Below are 16,090 nucleotides of genomic sequence, written 5' to 3' on the forward strand. Positions count from 1 at the left end.
ACACTATTTACGGATTTGTTCATTACCCACAAAGAATGACGGTTATTTTTTGACCATTATTCTGATGGGTTATCCCTTGATTCACATCAATTTTTATTCCTCGTTAGCACCTAATGTGGCGGCAATTACTCTCACTCTTTTTGAGGTGTTTATGTCTCAGTCCCCCACAAATAACCAGAAATCGGGGTCGCTCATCACCGAATGGCGACCAGAAGAACCCGCATTCTGGCAAAGTAAGGGTCACGGCATTGCCAGCCGTAACTTATGGATTTCCGTTCCGTGTTTGCTGTTGGCGTTCTGCGTCTGGATGCTGTTCAGCGCGGTAGCCGTTAACCTGAACAAAGTCGGTTTTAACTTCACCACTGACCAACTCTTTATGCTGACGGCGCTGCCGTCTGTGTCCGGTGCTTTGCTGCGCGTGCCTTACTCCTTTATGGTGCCTGTGTTCGGTGGCCGCCGCTGGACCGCATTCAGCACCGGGATTTTGATCATCCCTTGCGTGTGGTTGGGCTTCGCGGTGCAAAACCCGGCAACACCTTTTAGCGTGTTTATCATGATTGCGTTGCTGTGCGGCTTCGCCGGGGCGAACTTTGCTTCCAGCATGGCAAACATCAGTTTCTTCTTCCCGAAAGCAAAACAGGGCGGCGCGCTGGGTATTAACGGCGGTTTAGGTAACCTGGGCGTGAGCGTGATGCAGTTAGTCGCCCCGCTGGTGATCTCGCTTTCCATGTTTGCTGTATTTGGCGGAACAGGCGTTGAGCAGGCTGACGGCACCATGCTGTTCCTCGAAAACGCCGCATGGGTTTGGGTGCCGCTGTTGGCTATCTTCACCATTGCAGCCTGGTTTGGCATGAACGACCTGGCCACGTCTAAAGCCTCTTTAAAAGAGCAGTTGCCGGTTCTGAAACGTGCCCACCTGTGGATTATGGGCGTGCTGTATCTGGCGACGTTCGGCTCGTTTATCGGTTTCTCCGCTGGTTTTGCGATGCTGGCTAAAACGCAGTTCCCTGACGTCAATATCTTGCACTTTGCTTTCTTCGGCCCGCTGTTTGGTGCGCTGGCTCGTTCTGCGGGTGGGGCGATTTCTGACCGTTTTGGCGGCACGCGTGTTTCGCTGTTGAACTTTATCTTCATGGCAATTTTCAGTGCGCTGCTGTTTACCACGCTGCCTCACAATGGCGTTGGCGGTAACTTTATTGCCTTCTTTGGCGTGTTCCTGATGCTGTTCCTGACGGCTGGTCTGGGGAGTGGTTCTACCTTCCAGATGATCTCCGTTATCTTCCGCAAATTGACCATGGACCGCGTGAAAGCGCAGGGTGGAACGGAAGAGCGTGCGCTGCGTGAAGCGGCAACTGATACTGCTGCGGCACTGGGGTTCATCTCTGCCATTGGTGCGATTGGCGGGTTCTTTATCCCGAAAGCGTTCGGCACCTCGCTTGCGCTGACCGGTTCTCCGGCGGGCGCGATGAAAGTGTTCCTGGTGTTTTATATTGTTTGTGTGGTGATCACCTGGGCCGTATATGGTCGGAAGTCATCCAAATAATCGTTTTGACCTTTTGGTTATCCCTTGCGCGACTTCGGTCGCGCTTTTTTTTGCCTGAAATTCCTCCCCGATCCGGCTTTATTCTGCGAGAAACCTCACATTTAGAATAACTACCCCGCCAGATCCCATTGTCACATTCACTGGCTAAGAGTACCGTGACGATAAATCTGGTTTAAACCAAATGGATTAAAACATGCAAACCCATTCCACCGTAGAAACGGCAAAAGAGATGCTCAATGACTGGCTGAGCAAAGGTGTCGTCCAGCCGGGCGGGAAATTACCTTCCGAGCGTGAGCTGGAAGAATTACTGGGCATTAAACGCATGACACTGCGACAGGCGTTGTTGTTTCTCGAAGGGGAAGAAAAGGTCTTTCGTAAAGATCGTCGCGGCTGGTTTGTGGCATTGCCGTGCTTCAAATACACCCCGAACACTTCCACCAGTTTTAAGCAGGCAGCTCTGGAACAGGGGCGTTTGCCGTCCTGGGGTTTTCTGGAAAAAGAGCGGGTTTATACCGCGGAACCCGAAATTTTGTCGCAGTTGAATGTAAAAGACGGTGATGAAATCTACAAAATTTGCGGCTGGGGAGCGCTTGATAACCATAAAGTTTTCTATCACGAAACCTTTATCAACGCGCAGTCCGCTCCCGGTTTTATCGACAAATTAGGCGATCGTTCTTTTGTTGATGTATGGCAAGAAGCCTTCGGCAAAAGTTCGCACACGCAGCATTTAGCGTTTAAACCCACACGACTTTCGGCAGGGGCTTGCAAAGGGATGGGCGGCACCGCAGGGACACCTTCTATCCGGGTTGAAAAATACCGCGCCGACGAAGCCGGGCAAGTTATTCAGGTTGATATCGAATATTGGCGTTTTGAATCAGTAGAGTTTTATATCGATTTCCAGGAGTTTCCATGAACAACATCCAGGCTACAAAAATTGTCGAACGCGCCGCAAATCTGCCGCTGTATCTACATGCCTATGCGTTTCATTTAAATATGCGCATGGAGAAGATTCTGCCGGAAGATTTACTGGATATTGCCAGCCAGCAGCAACTGAAAGGGGTGAAAATTCATGTTGTGGATGGAGAAAGCCAGTCGTTACGGCATGCCAGCGATGAGCGACTTGAGAAGTTTGCAGAAAAATCGCGCCAGTTGGGGTTGGATGTTCACATCGAAACCAGCGCCTCGGATGCCCAAACCATTGATGAGGCGGTGAACATTGCGCTGAAATCCGGGGCGACTTCGGTGCGGTTTTATCCGCGCTATGAAGGGACACTTTCTGAGGTCATGGAAATCATTGCTCAGGATATTCAATACATTAAAGCGCAATACCAACACAGCGGCCTGACATTTACGCTTGAGCAACACGAAGATTTACAGAGTCACGAACTGGTGCAGCTGGTTCAACAGGCTGATTTTCCGCAGCTTTCCCTGCTGTTTGACTTTGCCAACATGATTAATGCCAACGAAGAGCCGCTTGAGGCGCTGGCGGTGATGGGAAAAGAAGTCACTCAGGTGCATATCAAAGATGCGTTAATCAATCACGAAGGTGAAGGGCGCGGGCATACCGCATGTATTTCTGGCGAAGGTGAATTACCGTTTAAAGAATTATTACTGCAATTAATTTGTCTGGGCGAAGATAAACCGCAAGTCACCGCCTTCGGTCTTGAAGAAGAAGTAGATTATTACGCACCGGCATTTCGTTTTACCAACGAAGATAAAAACCCGTGGATTCCATTGCGCCAGATGAGTGAAACCCCGTTGCCGACCTCCGGGCTGGAAGAAAGGCTCAATAAAGAAATTGACGATGCAATGAATCAAATAATGCATGTGCGTAATATTCTTGGCGATCTTCATAAAGACGCTGTGGCTATTTTAAGAAAGTAATTAATCAATAAACATTTAAATTCAGCTGTCTCACTTTTTGTGAGGTAACTGTACTCTCAAAATAATAATTAATTCCGCTAATTCAGGGGTGGGTGTCTTATGCTATCTAAAAAAAGATGGACTATATTTAGTTTGTTGGTTCTGTGCGGCGGGACAATATATAAATTGCCGTCCTTGAAAGACGCATTTTATGTTCCGATGCAGGAGTATTTTCACCTGACCAACGGTGAGATTGGTAATGCGATGTCGGTTAACTCCATTGTCACGACCATTGGTTTCTTCTTATCCATTTACTTTTCCGACAAACTACCGCGCCGCTTTACCATGTCGCTTTCACTGATTGCGACTGGCCTGCTGGGGATCTATCTTTCTACCATGCCAGGCTACTGGGGGATACTCTTTGTCTGGGCGTTGTTCGGCGTGACTTGCGACATGCTCAACTGGCCGGTGTTGCTAAAGTCGGTGAGCTTGCTGGGGGACAACACTCAACAGGGGCGCTTGTTTGGCTTCTTTGAAACCGGGCGAGGAATTGTCGATACCGTTATCGCATTTAGCGCCCTGGCGGTGTTCACCTGGTTTGGCAGCGATTATTTTGGATTTAAAGCCGCAATATTGTTTTACTCTTTTATCGCTATTCTGGTCGGTGTGGTTATTTTCTTTGTATTAAAAGAAAGTCCGGAAGAACAAGCGGCTAAACAAGAGAAGGCAGAGAAAAAAGAAGCGAACCCCGGCCTGGGCGGTGTATTAAAAAACAAAACTGTCTGGCTAATCGCTTTTAGCGTGTTCTGTGTTTATGCGGTGTATTGCGGGCTGACATTCTTTATTCCATTCTTAAGAAATGTCTACGCTTTACCGATTGCATTGGTAGGGGCGTATGGGATTATCAATCAGTATTGTTTGAAAATGGTAGGTGGCCCGATTGGTGGGTTAATTGCGGATAAGGTTTTAAAATCACCCAGCCAATATTTGTTCTATACCTTTATAATTAGTGCGCTGGCTTTGGTTGCATTAATATTACTGCCTCATGAACAAATGCCTGTTTATTTAGGCATGGCCTGCACCCTGATGTTTGGTGCGGTCATCTTTACTCAGCGAGCGGTATTTTTTGCCCCTATTGGCGAGGCGGGAATCAGTGAGAAAAATACCGGTGCGGCAATGGCGTTAGGAAGTTTTATCGGTTATGCCCCAGCGATGTTCTGCTACAGCCTGTATGGCTACATCTTAGATACCAACCCAGGGTTATTGGGCTACAAAATCGTGTTTGGCTTGATGGCTGTTTTCGCCTGCGCCGGAATAGTGATTTCGGGCCTGCTTATCAAAAACATTCGTGCGGAACGCAAAGCAGAACCGCTAACTGTCTGATCATTACACCATTCAACATGGGGCTTCTCTGCAAGGGGATGCCCCATTTTTTTGCTTCAATGCCCCCTATATTGGCTGACTTACCCCTTAATACCCAGTCGCTCTGATTTCTACTCCTTGCAGAAAGTAGAGAATCGTTATTTTGATTATATATCAGTTGCTTAACTATAAAGTACGGATTGCCACTTTGGTGGTATATCGACCGTCTACGTGCAAATCTTCCTCCGCCCCAGTTGATCGTTATCAATTCTCCCTTCATATGCGCGCGTTACCGTGCCAACAAATTAGCAATGTCGTATTCATAAGATAGAGCCTCCAGGCTCCACATCAGGAGAACCCCGATGAGCAAATTTCTTGACCGGTTTCGGTACTTCAAACAGAAGGGCGAAACTTTTGCCGATGGACATGGCCAACTGCTCGATACCAATCGTGATTGGGAAGAAGGTTATCGTCAGCGTTGGCAGCACGACAAAGTGGTTCGCTCCACTCACGGTGTAAACTGCACAGGCTCCTGTAGCTGGAAGATCTACGTCAAAAGTGGCCTGGTGACCTGGGAAACTCAACAAACTGACTACCCGCGTACTCGCCCGGATATGCCAAACCATGAACCACGCGGGTGCCCACGCGGCGCCAGTTATTCCTGGTATCTCTATAGCGCGAACCGCCTGAAATATCCTTTGATGCGCAAGCGTCTGATCAAACTTTGGCGTGAAGCGAAAACTCTGCACGAAGACCCCGTCGATGCCTGGGCCTCAATCATCAACGACCCGGAAAAAGCAAAAAGTTATAAACAAGCCCGTGGTCGCGGTGGTTTTGTGCGCTCAAGCTGGGCTGAAGTAAATGAACTGATTGCCGCCGCTAACGTCTTTACCGCAAAAACGTTCGGCCCTGACCGTATCGCAGGCTTCTCGCCGATTCCGGCGATGTCGATGGTGTCGTATGCTTCTGGCGCGCGCTACCTTTCCCTGATTGGCGGGACTTGCCTGAGCTTCTACGACTGGTATTGCGATTTGCCGCCAGCTTCACCGATGACCTGGGGCGAGCAGACGGACGTGCCGGAATCCGCAGACTGGTACAACTCAAGCTACATCATCGCCTGGGGTTCTAACGTTCCGCAGACGCGTACGCCAGATGCTCACTTCTTTACCGAAGTGCGTTACAAAGGTACCAAAACCGTGGCGGTTACGCCGGATTACGCTGAAATCGCCAAGCTGTGCGACCAGTGGCTGGCACCGAAACAAGGTACGGATGCGGCGATGGCGCTGGCGATGGGCCACGTGATGCTGCGTGAATTCCATCTCGATAACCCAAGCCAATATTTCACCGATTACGTTCGCCGTTACACCGACATGCCAATGCTGGTGATGCTCGAAGAGCGTGACGGCTTCTACGCGGCAGGCCGCATGTTACGTGCGTCCGATCTGGTTGATGGTCTGGGTCAGGAAAATAACCCGCAATGGAAAACCGTTGCACTCGATAACCAGAACGGCGAACTGCTGGCACCAAACGGTTCTATCGGATACCGCTGGGGCGAGAAGGGCAAGTGGAACCTGGAGCAACGTGATGGCACCAGCGGCGAAGAAGCCGAACTGCGCCTGAGCCTGCTCGGCAGCCACGACGAAGTGGCGGATGTGGGCTTCCCATATTTTGGTGGTGAAAGCACCGAACACTTCAGCAACGTTAAGCTCGATAACGTGCTAATGCACAAACTGCCGGTGAAACGTATTCAACTGGCAGATGGTTCAAGCACGCTGGTCACGACCGTTTATGACCTGACGCTGGCGAACTATGGTCTGGATCGCGGCCTGAACGACGAAAACTGCGCCTCCAGCTATGACGACGTGAAAGCGTATACCCCGGCGTGGGCGGAACAAATCACTGGCGTTTCTCGCCAGAACATTATCCGTATCGCTCGTGAATTTGCTGACAACGCCGACAAAACCCATGGACGTTCGATGATCATCGTCGGTGCCGGTATGAACCACTGGTTCCACATGGACATGAACTACCGTGGCCTGATCAATATGCTGATCTTCTGCGGTTGCGTCGGCCAAAGCGGCGGCGGCTGGGCACACTATGTGGGCCAGGAAAAACTGCGTCCACAAACCGGCTGGACTCCGCTGGCATTTGCTCTCGACTGGCAGCGCCCGCCACGCCACATGAACAGCACGTCATTCTTCTACAACCATTCCAGCCAGTGGCGCTACGAGTCGTTGACTGCCGAAGAACTGTTGTCTCCGCTGGCAGATAAATCCCGTTATAGCGGTCATTTGATTGACTTCAACGTGCGTGCTGAACGCATGGGCTGGTTGCCATCGGCACCGCAGTTGAACACCAACCCATTACACATTGCGAAGCAGGCGAAAGCGGCGGGCATGAGCCCGGCTGATTTCACCGCGCAGCAACTGAAAAGCGGCGACATTCGCTTTGCAGCGGAGCAACCGGATGCGGGCAATAACCATCCGCGCAACTTGTTCGTCTGGCGCTCAAACCTGCTGGGTTCTTCCGGTAAGGGCCACGAGTACATGCTCAAATACCTGTTGGGTACTGAGAACGGTATTCAGGGCAAAGATTTGGGCAAAGAAGGCGGCGTGATGCCGGAAGAAGTCGAGTGGGTCGATAACGGTCTGGATGGCAAACTGGACTTGGTCGTGACGCTGGACTTCCGTCTGTCGAGCACCTGTTTGTATTCCGATATCGTGCTGCCAACGGCGACCTGGTATGAGAAAGACGATATGAATACTTCGGACATGCATCCGTTTATTCACCCGCTTACTGCCGCGGTTGACCCAGCCTGGGATTCAAAAAGCGACTGGGAAATTTATAAAGCCATCGCGAAGAAATTCTCCGAAGTGTGCGTCGGCCATTTAGGCAAAGAAACCGACGTGGTGACACTGCCGATTCAGCACGACTCCGCCGCAGAACTGGCGCAGCCGTTTGGCGTGATGGACTGGAAAAAAGGCGAATGTGACCTGATTCCGGGTAAAACTGCACCGCATTTGATCACCGTTGAACGTGATTACCCGGCGACTTACGAGCGTTTCACCTCGATTGGCCCGCTGATGGAAACCATCGGTAACGGCGGCAAGGGCATCGCCTGGAATACCCAGTCTGAGATGGACTTGCTGCGTAAGCTTAATTACACCAAAGCAGATGGCCCGGCGAAAGGCCAGCCGATGATTAACACGGCGATTGATGCCGCAGAAATGATCCTCACCCTGGCACCCGAAACCAACGGCCAGGTGGCGGTGAAAGCCTGGGCAGCACTGAGTGAGTTTACCGGTCGTGACCACACGCACCTGGCGCTCAATAAAGAAGACGAAAAGATTCGCTTCCGCGATATCCAGGCGCAGCCGCGCAAAATCATCTCCAGCCCGACCTGGTCTGGCCTTGAAGACGAACACGTTTCTTACAGCGCGGGTTACACCAACGTTCATGAGCTGATTCCATGGCGCACGCTGTCTGGCCGCCAGCAGCTGTATCAGGATCACCAGTGGATGCGTGATTTTGGCGAAAGCCTGCTGGTATACCGTCCGCCGATTGATACCCGCTCCGTAAAAGGTGTGATGGGTAAGAAATCGAACGGTAACCCGGAAAAAGCGCTGAACTTCCTGACGCCGCACCAGAAATGGGGCATTCACTCAACTTACAGCGACAACTTGCTGATGCTGACGCTGTCACGCGGCGGCCCGATTGTCTGGATGAGTGAAATCGACGCCAAAGATCTGGGCATCGAAGATAACGACTGGATTGAAGTGTTCAACAAAAACGGCGCGCTGACGGCGCGTGCGGTGGTGAGCCAGCGTGTGCCGGAAGGCATGACCATGATGTATCACGCCCAGGAACGCATCGTGAACCTGCCGGGTTCTGAAATTACCGGTCAACGCGGGGGGATTCATAACTCGGTCACCCGAATTAGCCCGAAACCAACGCACATGATTGGCGGCTACGCGCAACTGGCCTACGGCTTTAACTACTACGGCACCGTCGGGTCAAACCGTGATGAGTTCGTGGTGGTGCGCAAGATGAAAGACATTAACTGGTTAGACGGTGAAGGCAACGACCAGAAACAGGAGAGCGTAAAATGAAAATTCGTTCACAAGTCGGCATGGTGCTGAATCTTGATAAATGCATCGGCTGTCACACCTGTTCTGTGACCTGTAAAAACGTCTGGACCAGCCGCGAAGGGATGGAGTACGCGTGGTTCAATAACGTCGAAACCAAACCGGGGATTGGCTACCCGAACGACTGGGAAAACCAGGAGAAATGGAAGGGCGGTTGGATTCGTAAAATCAACGGCAAACTGCAACCGCGCATGGGCAACCGCGCCATGTTGCTGGGTAAAATCTTCGCTAACCCGCATCTGCCGGGCATCGACGATTATTACGAGCCGTTTGATTATGACTATCAGCATCTTCATAACGCGCCGGAGGGTAAGCACCAGCCGATTGCACGCCCACGCTCGCTGATTACCGGCCAGCGCATGAACAAAATCGAAGCTGGCCCGAACTGGGAAGAGATCCTCGGTGGCGAATTTGAAAAACGCGCCAAAGATCAGAACTTCGTCAACATGCAGAAGGCGATGTACGGCCAGTTCGAAAACACCTTTATGGCGTATCTACCGCGCTTGTGCGAGCACTGCCTGAACCCGGCGTGTGTGGCGACTTGCCCGAGCGGTGCGATTTATAAGCGTGAAGAAGACGGTATTGTGCTGATTGACCAGGACAAATGCCGCGGCTGGCGGATGTGCATCACCGGTTGCCCGTACAAAAAAATCTACTTCAACTGGAAGAGCGGCAAATCAGAAAAATGCATTTTCTGTTACCCGCGTATCGAAGCAGGCCAACCCACTGTCTGTTCCGAGACTTGCGTAGGTCGTATTCGTTACCTCGGCGTGTTGTTGTACGACGCGGATGCGATTGAATCCGCAGCCAGCACCGAGAACGAAAAAGATCTGTACGAGCGTCAGTTGAGCATTTTCCTCAACCCGAATGACCCGGCGGTGATTGAACAAGCGCTGAAAGACGGCATTCCGCAGAGCGTAATCGACGCAGCACAGCAATCGCCAGTTTATAAAATGGCGATGGACTGGAAACTGGCGCTGCCTTTGCACCCGGAATATCGCACGCTGCCGATGGTGTGGTATGTGCCACCGTTGTCGCCAATTCAGTCTGCGGCTGACGCAGGTGAGCTTCCGCATACCGGGATCCTGCCTGACGTTGAAAGCCTGCGTATTCCGGTGGAATACCTGGCAAATCTGTTGACTGCGGGTGACACCGCGCCGGTTCTGCGCGCTCTGAAACGCATGATGGCGATGCGCCATTACAAACGTGCTGAAACGGTGGAAGGTGTTCACGATATTAGCGCGCTGGAAGAAGTGGGTTTGACTGAAGCGCAGGCGCAGGAAATGTATCGCTACCTGGCCATTGCGAACTACGAAGATCGCTTCGTGATCCCAAGCAGCCACCGTGAACTGGCCGCAGATGCATTCCCTGAAAGCAAAGGTTGTGGTTTCAGCTTTGGTGATGGCTGCCATGGCTCTGACAGCAAATTCAACCTGTTCAACAGTAAACGTATCGACGCGATTGATGTGTCCAGCAAAACGGAGCCAAAACCATGATTGAACTTCTGGTGATTTCCCGCTTGCTGGAGTATCCGGATGCTGCCCTGTGGCAGCATCAACAGGAACTCCGCGAGGCATTGGCTGAAGGGAGTGCGTTAAATCTGCAACCGGCGGCCCAGCTCAACGGTTTCATTACCTCATTGTGCAACCGTGATTTGCTGGATGCGCAGGCAAGTTACAGCGAACTGTTTGACCGTGGCCGCGCGACCTCGCTATTGCTGTTCGAACACGTTCACGGTGAATCCCGTGATCGCGGGCAGGCGATGGTGAACCTGATGAACCAGTATCAGCAGGCGGGTATGGAAATCGACAGCCGCGAGTTGCCGGACCATCTTCCGTTGTACCTGGAATACTTGTCACAACGCGACGAAGCCGAAGCGCGTGGCGGTTTGCAGGATGTGGCACCGATTCTGGCACTGCTGGCAGCACGCCTGAAACAGCGTGAAAGTGATTACGCCGTTCTGTTTGACGTGCTGTTGGGGTTATCGCAAAGCGATGTGGCCGTTGAAAGTGTGAGCCAACAAATTGCCGGTGAAGCACGTGATGACACTCCGCAAGCGCTGGATGCCGTTTGGGAAGAAGAGCAGGTGAAATTTGTTGCAGAGGCAGGGTGTGGCGAGTCTGAAATTAGCAGCCATCAGCGTCGTTTTGCCGGGGCTGTCGCTCCGCAGTATCTGAATATCGGAGGACAGTAATCATGCATTTTCTCAATGTGTTCTTCTATGACATGTATCCGTACATTTGCGGTACGGTGTTCCTGCTGGGCAGTTGGCTGCGCTATGACTACGGGCAGTACACGTGGAAAGCCGGTTCCAGCCAAATGCTCGATCGCAAAGGGATGAATCTGGCGTCAAACCTGTTCCATATCGGGATTCTGGGGATTTTCGCCGGGCACTTCCTCGGCATGTTAACGCCACACTGGATGTACGAGTCATTCCTGCCAATTGATGTGAAGCAGAAGATGGCGATGATTGCCGGTGGCGCATGTGGTGTGATGACGCTGGTGGGCGGTTTGCTGCTGCTTAAGCGCCGTCTGTTTAATCCACGTGTGCGGGCGACATCAAGCGTGGCGGATATTTTGATTCTGAGCTTGCTGATGATTCAATGCGCACTCGGCCTGCTGACGATTCCGTTCTCGGCTCAGCACATGGACGGCAGCGAGATGATGAAGCTGGTGGGATGGGCGCAGGCGGTGGTGACGTTCCACGGCGGCGCATCTGAGCATCTGGATGGCGTGGCGTTTATCTTCCGTGTGCATCTGGGGTTGGGGATGACGCTGTTCCTGCTGTTCCCGTTCACCCGTCTGGTGCATGTCTGGAGTGCTCCGGTGGAGTATTTGACGCGTAAGTATCAGGTCGTTCGCGCTCGTCGCTGAGTGTTGTTATTTGTTTTGAAAGATACCTGGCTTCGGCCGGGTATTTTTTTGTGCGTTTGTTGAAGGTGTCGTCCAACAAAAATGTTAAATATTATGCGATTGGGGATTTACTTGGATGTATTGCGAGAGATGGTGGCGGGGGAAGGATGACTCGACGCTTTGCGTCTCGCCCTTCGGGTCATTGCCTGCGGCAACGCTTTCTCGCTTTGCTCGAATCGAACCTTAGTCGAAGCTTCTCATCCTTCCCCAACGGGAATATGAAAGATTCTGCGATTTGGATTTGTCTGGAGGTATTGCAAAGAATGGTGGCGGGGGAAGGATTCGAACCTTCGAAGTCGATGACGGCAGATTTACAGTCTGCTCCCTTTGGCCGCTCGGGAACCCCGCCAAGGGTGTGATGCATGTTTGAAACTACTGGCCGTGCTTAACGCTTGAAGATGGTGGCGGGGGAAGGATTCGAACCTTCGAAGTCGATGACGGCAGATTTACAGTCTGCTCCCTTTGGCCGCTCGGGAACCCCGCCAGGGGTATTACTTTTTGTTGGCTTTCTTGCTCGCATCCTTTGTCTGGAAGCGGGGCGCATCATATCAAATGAAGCGCCGCTGTAAAGCATTCGCTGTAAGAAAATGAATCGTTTGCCGTTTTTTTACACGTAACGTCGTAAACCTAAGCAATTACATGATTGATCTACAGAATAATCGTGCGATTACCATAAACAAACACGCGTTGCGCCAGAACCTGATACAGAGCACGGCTCAAAACATTTTTCTCAACATCACGCCCGGCACGCATCATATCTTCCGCGGTGTAGGTGTGATCAACGTGAATGACATCCTGCATGATGATTGGGCCTTCATCCAGATTGTCATTCACATAGTGCGCTGTGGCGCCTATGATCTTCACGCCGCGCTCGTAGGCCTGGTGATAAGGGCGTGCGCCAATAAAAGCAGGCAGGAATGAATGGTGGATGTTGATAATCTGGTTCGGGAAGCGTGAAACGAATTCTGGAGTTAACACGCGCATGTATTTAGCCAGCACCACATAATCAGGTTGATGCGCTTCAATCGCGTCAGCCATCTGTTTATCGTGATCTTCGCGCGTCAGACCTTCATGGCTCACCAGCTCAAACGGGATATCAAAACGCTCGACCAGAGTGCGCAGCGTTTCGTGGTTGCCAATAACGGCGGCGATTTCGACATCAAGGCCGCCGTAATTCGCTTTCATTAATAAATCGCCCAGGCAGTGCGCTTCTTTAGTGACAAGAATCACCACGCGGCGACGGCCAGCTGGAATGAGTTCACGCAATGAACCTTCAGGCAATGCGCCGTCCAAATCTGCCAGCAAAGTGGTGTCGTTGAAAATGCCTTCGAGTTCGGTACGCATAAAGAAGCGCCCGGTGCGATGGTCAACAAACTCATTGTTCTGAACGATGTTCAGTTCGTGCTTGTAACAAATATTGGTGATCTTGGCGATCAGGCCCTTTGCGTCAGGGCAAATGGTGCGGAGTACTTTTCGCTGTAATGATTGCATTGCAGGGTGAGTCCTGTTGTTCGTTTGTTTGCTAAATATCTTGTGCCACGTCGCGTTAACGCCCACAACACTTTTTATATTTTTTGCCGGAACCGCAAGGGCAGGGGTCATTACGACCAAATTGCGGGCGGGTTCCGTCGACATAGTACCACTGACCGTTTTCCTTTAAGAAACGAGAACGTTCAATGATGGCACTTTCCTCGCCTTGCTCTTCAAAGCGTGCGACGAAACTGACGAAACCTTCGTTTTCGTCATCGCCATCTGCCGATTCATAAACGGTTAAACCCAGCCAGTGCGTCGTCGCAAAGCTACCGGAAATATCGGTCTTCAGCGAAGGGCTACGAGTCTGGGGATACCAGGTTGCGACAAGGTAATCTGCGTCTTGCATCACATAGGCGCTATAACGTGAGCGCATAAGCTGTGATGGTGTTGGCGCATGGCGCTCCGCGCGTAGGTAAGGCTGGCAACATAAGCTATACTCCAGACCGCTACCACAAGGGCAAAGTTGCGACACAGCATCTCCTTGGTTACAAAAAAATAGTCAGCGTAAATACGCGGGGTAGTTATGTTAACTGAGCTGTGGCGAATTCGCCACGCGGTGATATACCGGGGAAGAAAGACCGAGGCGAAATGAGACAGGTAAAGATCGGCCTGGCATTAGGGTCGGGAGCAGCAAAAGGATGGGCGCATATTGGTGTCATTAATGCGTTAAAACGAGCGGGAATTCAGGTTGATATCGTAGCAGGTTGCTCGGTGGGGGCGCTGGTTGGCGCGGCGTACGCCAGTAATCGTTTACCTATGATGGAACGCTGGGTGCGTTCGTTCGGCTATTGGGACGTACTGCGGCTGATGGATCTTTCCTGGCGTCGCGGCGGTTTGTTACGTGGCGAGAGAGTTTTCAACAACGTACGTAAAATCATAACTGAAGAAAAAATTGAAGATTGCGCGCTGCGGTTTGGCTCGGTTGCAACCAATTTAAGCACCGGGCGCGAGTTGTGGTTCACCGATGGCGATCTTCATCAGGCCGTACGTGCTTCTTGTAGTATGCCGGGGCTGCTGTCGCCTGTCGGATACAATGGCTACTGGCTGGTGGACGGAGCGGTGGTTAACCCGGTGCCGGTGTCGCTGACTCGCGCGTTAGGCGCTGATATTGTTATTGCAGTCGATCTCCAGCATGACGCCCATCTAATGCAACAAGATTTACTTTCCGTAAATATGACCACGCCGTTGGCTGAAAACCAGGTGCAACCGGATTCCTGGCGTGGCCGTTTACGCGAGCAGCTCGGAAAAATCACTACGCGACGCGCCAATACCACGCCGACGGCCATGGAAATCATGACGACCTCAATTCAGGTGCTGGAAAACCGCTTAAAGCGCAACCGTATGGCCGGTGATCCTCCTGATATTTTGCTCCAGCCATTTTGCCCTCAGATTTCTACCCTGGATTTCCACCGCGCCGCAGAAGCGATCAGTGCGGGGAGTCTGGCCGTCGAGAAAAAGATGGATGAGCTGTTACCTTTGGTTCGTACCCATGAATGAGTACGGTGAAAACTCGCATCTTCGGGCAATTCTGACAGGCGGTGATTGTCATACCATGCCACTATTGATCTATCGCCAGTCAGGGGAGCGCACATGACACAGCCACTCGTTGGAAAACAGATTCTCATTGTTGAGGACGAGCCCGTTTTCCGCTCTTTGCTGGAGAATTATCTTTCTTCTTTAGGGGCAATCATTGCCGTTGCCACTGATGGTATCGACGCTCTGGAAAAAATATCCACTTTTGCGCCCGATTTACTGATTTGTGATTTGGCGATGCCGCGCATGAATGGACTGAAATTAGTCGAGCATCTGCGTAATGAAGGGGTGCAAACGCCGATATTAGTTATCTCCGCGACTGAGAATATGTCAGACATCGCCAAAGCGCTGCGTTTTGGCGTGCAGGATGTTCTGCTTAAACCTATTAAAGATCTTAACCGCTTACGTGAAACCGTTTTTGCTTGCCTCTATCCCAATATGTTTAATTCGCGGGTTGAAGAAGAAGAACGTTTGTTCCAGGACTGGGACGCGCTGGTCAGCGACCCGCAGGCGGCGTCTAAATTACTGCAAGAACTGCAACCCCCGGTGCAACAGGTGATGTCGCATTGTCGCGTCAATTACCGTCAACTGATTACCCTCAATCAACCTGGGCTGGTTCTGGATATCGCTCCGCTTTCAGAAAACGACCTGGCATTTTATTGCCTCGATGTGACTCGAGCAGGGGATAACGGCGTGTTAGCTGCACTGCTATTACGGGCATTATTTAATGGCTTATTGCAGGAACAGCTTTCCCACCAGCATCAGCGGTTACCAGAATTAGGGAATTTGCTTAAACAAGTTAACCAGTTATTACGACAAGCTAATTTGACCGGACAGTTTCCCCTCATGGTTGGCTATTACCATAGCGAGCTTAAAAACCTCATTTTGGTCTCCGCTGGACTGAATGCGACTTTAAATACCGGCGAGCATCAAATTCAGGTCAGTAATGGTGTGCCTCTGGGCACTCTGGGCAATACTTACCTTAATCAGATTAGCCAGCGTTGCGAATCCTGGCAGTGTCAGGTGTGGGGTTCCGGCGGGCGTTTAAGACTCATGTTGTCTGCGGAATGAGCATCTGGATGCTTGAAAACATTTAGGTTTTCTCCCCTATCTTTGCTGGTGCTAATATCGTACTTAACCAACTCGTATTTATCTTAAATTACCAGCGCAGCGGGTAAACAGCGGCAGATTTCATTTT

Annotated in this window: 12 protein-coding genes, 2 tRNA genes and 1 other RNA gene; 10 read left to right on the top strand and 5 right to left on the bottom strand. The window is 51.4% G+C overall.

The genetic code is table 11. The features are described 5' to 3' along the window. Window positions 1-151: 151 nt before the first annotated feature. The 8 genes from narU to narI all read left to right on the top strand — a co-directional run bounded on the left by narU (window position 152) and on the right by narI (window position 11,787). Window positions 152-1,543 carry a nitrate/nitrite transporter NarU gene (gene narU / locus GBAG_RS08285; RefSeq protein WP_034495098.1) on the top strand — a complete coding sequence of 464 codons (1,392 nt, stop codon included), beginning with the start codon at window positions 152-154 and terminating at the stop codon, window positions 1,541-1,543. A gap of 193 nt (window positions 1,544-1,736) precedes the next feature. After that, window positions 1,737-2,456: a GntR family transcriptional regulator gene (locus GBAG_RS08290; RefSeq protein ID WP_034494966.1), complete on the top strand. Its 720-nt coding sequence runs from the start codon at window positions 1,737-1,739 to the stop codon at window positions 2,454-2,456. After that, on the top strand, window positions 2,453-3,427 hold the full coding sequence (locus GBAG_RS08295) for a sugar phosphate isomerase/epimerase family protein (RefSeq protein ID WP_034494967.1): 975 nt from the start codon (window positions 2,453-2,455) through the stop codon (window positions 3,425-3,427). The genes GBAG_RS08290 and GBAG_RS08295 overlap by 4 nt, the downstream gene beginning before the upstream one ends. Window positions 3,428-3,526: 99 nt before the next feature. Next, window positions 3,527-4,789 (top strand): MFS transporter, encoded by a 1,263-nt coding sequence (locus GBAG_RS08300; protein ID WP_034494968.1) that lies wholly within the window; start codon window positions 3,527-3,529, stop codon window positions 4,787-4,789. A gap of 341 nt (window positions 4,790-5,130) precedes the next feature. Next, window positions 5,131-8,877 (top strand): nitrate reductase subunit alpha, encoded by a 3,747-nt coding sequence (locus GBAG_RS08305; protein WP_034494969.1) that lies wholly within the window; start codon window positions 5,131-5,133, stop codon window positions 8,875-8,877. Further along, window positions 8,874-10,409, top strand: coding sequence for a nitrate reductase subunit beta (gene narH, locus GBAG_RS08310; RefSeq protein WP_034494970.1), 1,536 nt, complete (start codon window positions 8,874-8,876; stop codon window positions 10,407-10,409). The genes GBAG_RS08305 and narH overlap by 4 nt, the downstream gene beginning before the upstream one ends. Continuing rightward, a complete protein-coding gene (gene narJ / locus GBAG_RS08315) occupies window positions 10,406-11,107 on the top strand; it encodes a nitrate reductase molybdenum cofactor assembly chaperone (protein WP_034494971.1) in 702 nt (233 codons plus the stop codon). The genes narH and narJ overlap by 4 nt, the downstream gene beginning before the upstream one ends. A 2-nt stretch (window positions 11,108-11,109) precedes the next feature. Next, entirely contained in the window at window positions 11,110-11,787 is a 678-nt protein-coding gene (gene narI / locus GBAG_RS08320) for a respiratory nitrate reductase subunit gamma (protein WP_034494972.1), read from the top strand. Between the two features lie 130 nt (window positions 11,788-11,917). Here the strand turns inward: narI and GBAG_RS21830 are convergent. The 5 genes from GBAG_RS21830 to GBAG_RS08340 all read right to left on the bottom strand — a co-directional run bounded on the left by GBAG_RS21830 (window position 11,918) and on the right by GBAG_RS08340 (window position 13,831). After that, window positions 11,918-12,048: non-coding RNA, RtT sRNA (locus GBAG_RS21830), on the bottom strand. Window positions 12,049-12,090: 42 nt separating this feature from the next. Further along, window positions 12,091-12,175, bottom strand: a tRNA-Tyr gene (locus GBAG_RS08325). A gap of 50 nt (window positions 12,176-12,225) precedes the next feature. After that, window positions 12,226-12,310: transfer RNA gene (locus GBAG_RS08330), tRNA-Tyr, on the bottom strand. Between the two features lie 164 nt (window positions 12,311-12,474). After that, the gene (gene purU / locus GBAG_RS08335; protein WP_034494973.1) at window positions 12,475-13,317 is read right to left on the bottom strand and encodes a formyltetrahydrofolate deformylase; all 843 of its coding nucleotides are present in this window, start codon (window positions 13,315-13,317) and stop codon (window positions 12,475-12,477) included. Between the two features lie 55 nt (window positions 13,318-13,372). Next, on the bottom strand, window positions 13,373-13,831 hold the full coding sequence (locus tag GBAG_RS08340) for a YchJ family protein (RefSeq protein ID WP_072011157.1): 459 nt from the start codon (window positions 13,829-13,831) through the stop codon (window positions 13,373-13,375). Between the two features lie 116 nt (window positions 13,832-13,947). On the opposite strand from GBAG_RS08340, the gene rssA reads away from it, so the two are divergent. Together rssA and rssB are read left to right on the top strand one after the other, a co-directional pair. After that, window positions 13,948-14,856 carry a patatin-like phospholipase RssA gene (gene rssA / locus GBAG_RS08345; RefSeq protein WP_034494978.1) on the top strand — a complete coding sequence of 303 codons (909 nt, stop codon included), beginning with the start codon at window positions 13,948-13,950 and terminating at the stop codon, window positions 14,854-14,856. A 93-nt stretch (window positions 14,857-14,949) separates the two neighbouring features. Continuing rightward, window positions 14,950-15,963: a two-component system response regulator RssB gene (gene rssB / locus GBAG_RS08350; RefSeq protein WP_034494979.1), complete on the top strand. Its 1,014-nt coding sequence runs from the start codon at window positions 14,950-14,952 to the stop codon at window positions 15,961-15,963. The last annotated feature ends 127 nt before the right edge of the window (window positions 15,964-16,090 follow it).

It is taken from the genome of Buttiauxella agrestis ATCC 33320 (assembly GCF_000735355.1).
Classification (GTDB): Bacteria; Pseudomonadota; Gammaproteobacteria; order Enterobacterales; family Enterobacteriaceae; genus Buttiauxella; species Buttiauxella agrestis.

Coding starts and splice junctions, on each gene's coding strand:
- narJ (WP_034494971.1), top strand. CDS start 10,406: ATGATTGAACTTCTGGTGATTTCCCGCTTGCTGGAGTATCCGGATGCT.
- GBAG_RS08295 (WP_034494967.1), top strand. CDS start 2,453: ATGAACAACATCCAGGCTACAAAAATTGTCGAACGCGCCGCAAATCTG.
- narU (WP_034495098.1), top strand. CDS start 152: ATGTCTCAGTCCCCCACAAATAACCAGAAATCGGGGTCGCTCATCACC.
- GBAG_RS08305 (WP_034494969.1), top strand. CDS start 5,131: ATGAGCAAATTTCTTGACCGGTTTCGGTACTTCAAACAGAAGGGCGAA.
- rssB (WP_034494979.1), top strand. CDS start 14,950: ATGACACAGCCACTCGTTGGAAAACAGATTCTCATTGTTGAGGACGAG.
- narI (WP_034494972.1), top strand. CDS start 11,110: ATGCATTTTCTCAATGTGTTCTTCTATGACATGTATCCGTACATTTGC.
- narH (WP_034494970.1), top strand. CDS start 8,874: ATGAAAATTCGTTCACAAGTCGGCATGGTGCTGAATCTTGATAAATGC.
- GBAG_RS08300 (WP_034494968.1), top strand. CDS start 3,527: ATGCTATCTAAAAAAAGATGGACTATATTTAGTTTGTTGGTTCTGTGC.
- GBAG_RS08290 (WP_034494966.1), top strand. CDS start 1,737: ATGCAAACCCATTCCACCGTAGAAACGGCAAAAGAGATGCTCAATGAC.
- purU (WP_034494973.1), bottom strand. CDS start 13,317: ATGCAATCATTACAGCGAAAAGTACTCCGCACCATTTGCCCTGACGCA.
- rssA (WP_034494978.1), top strand. CDS start 13,948: ATGAGACAGGTAAAGATCGGCCTGGCATTAGGGTCGGGAGCAGCAAAA.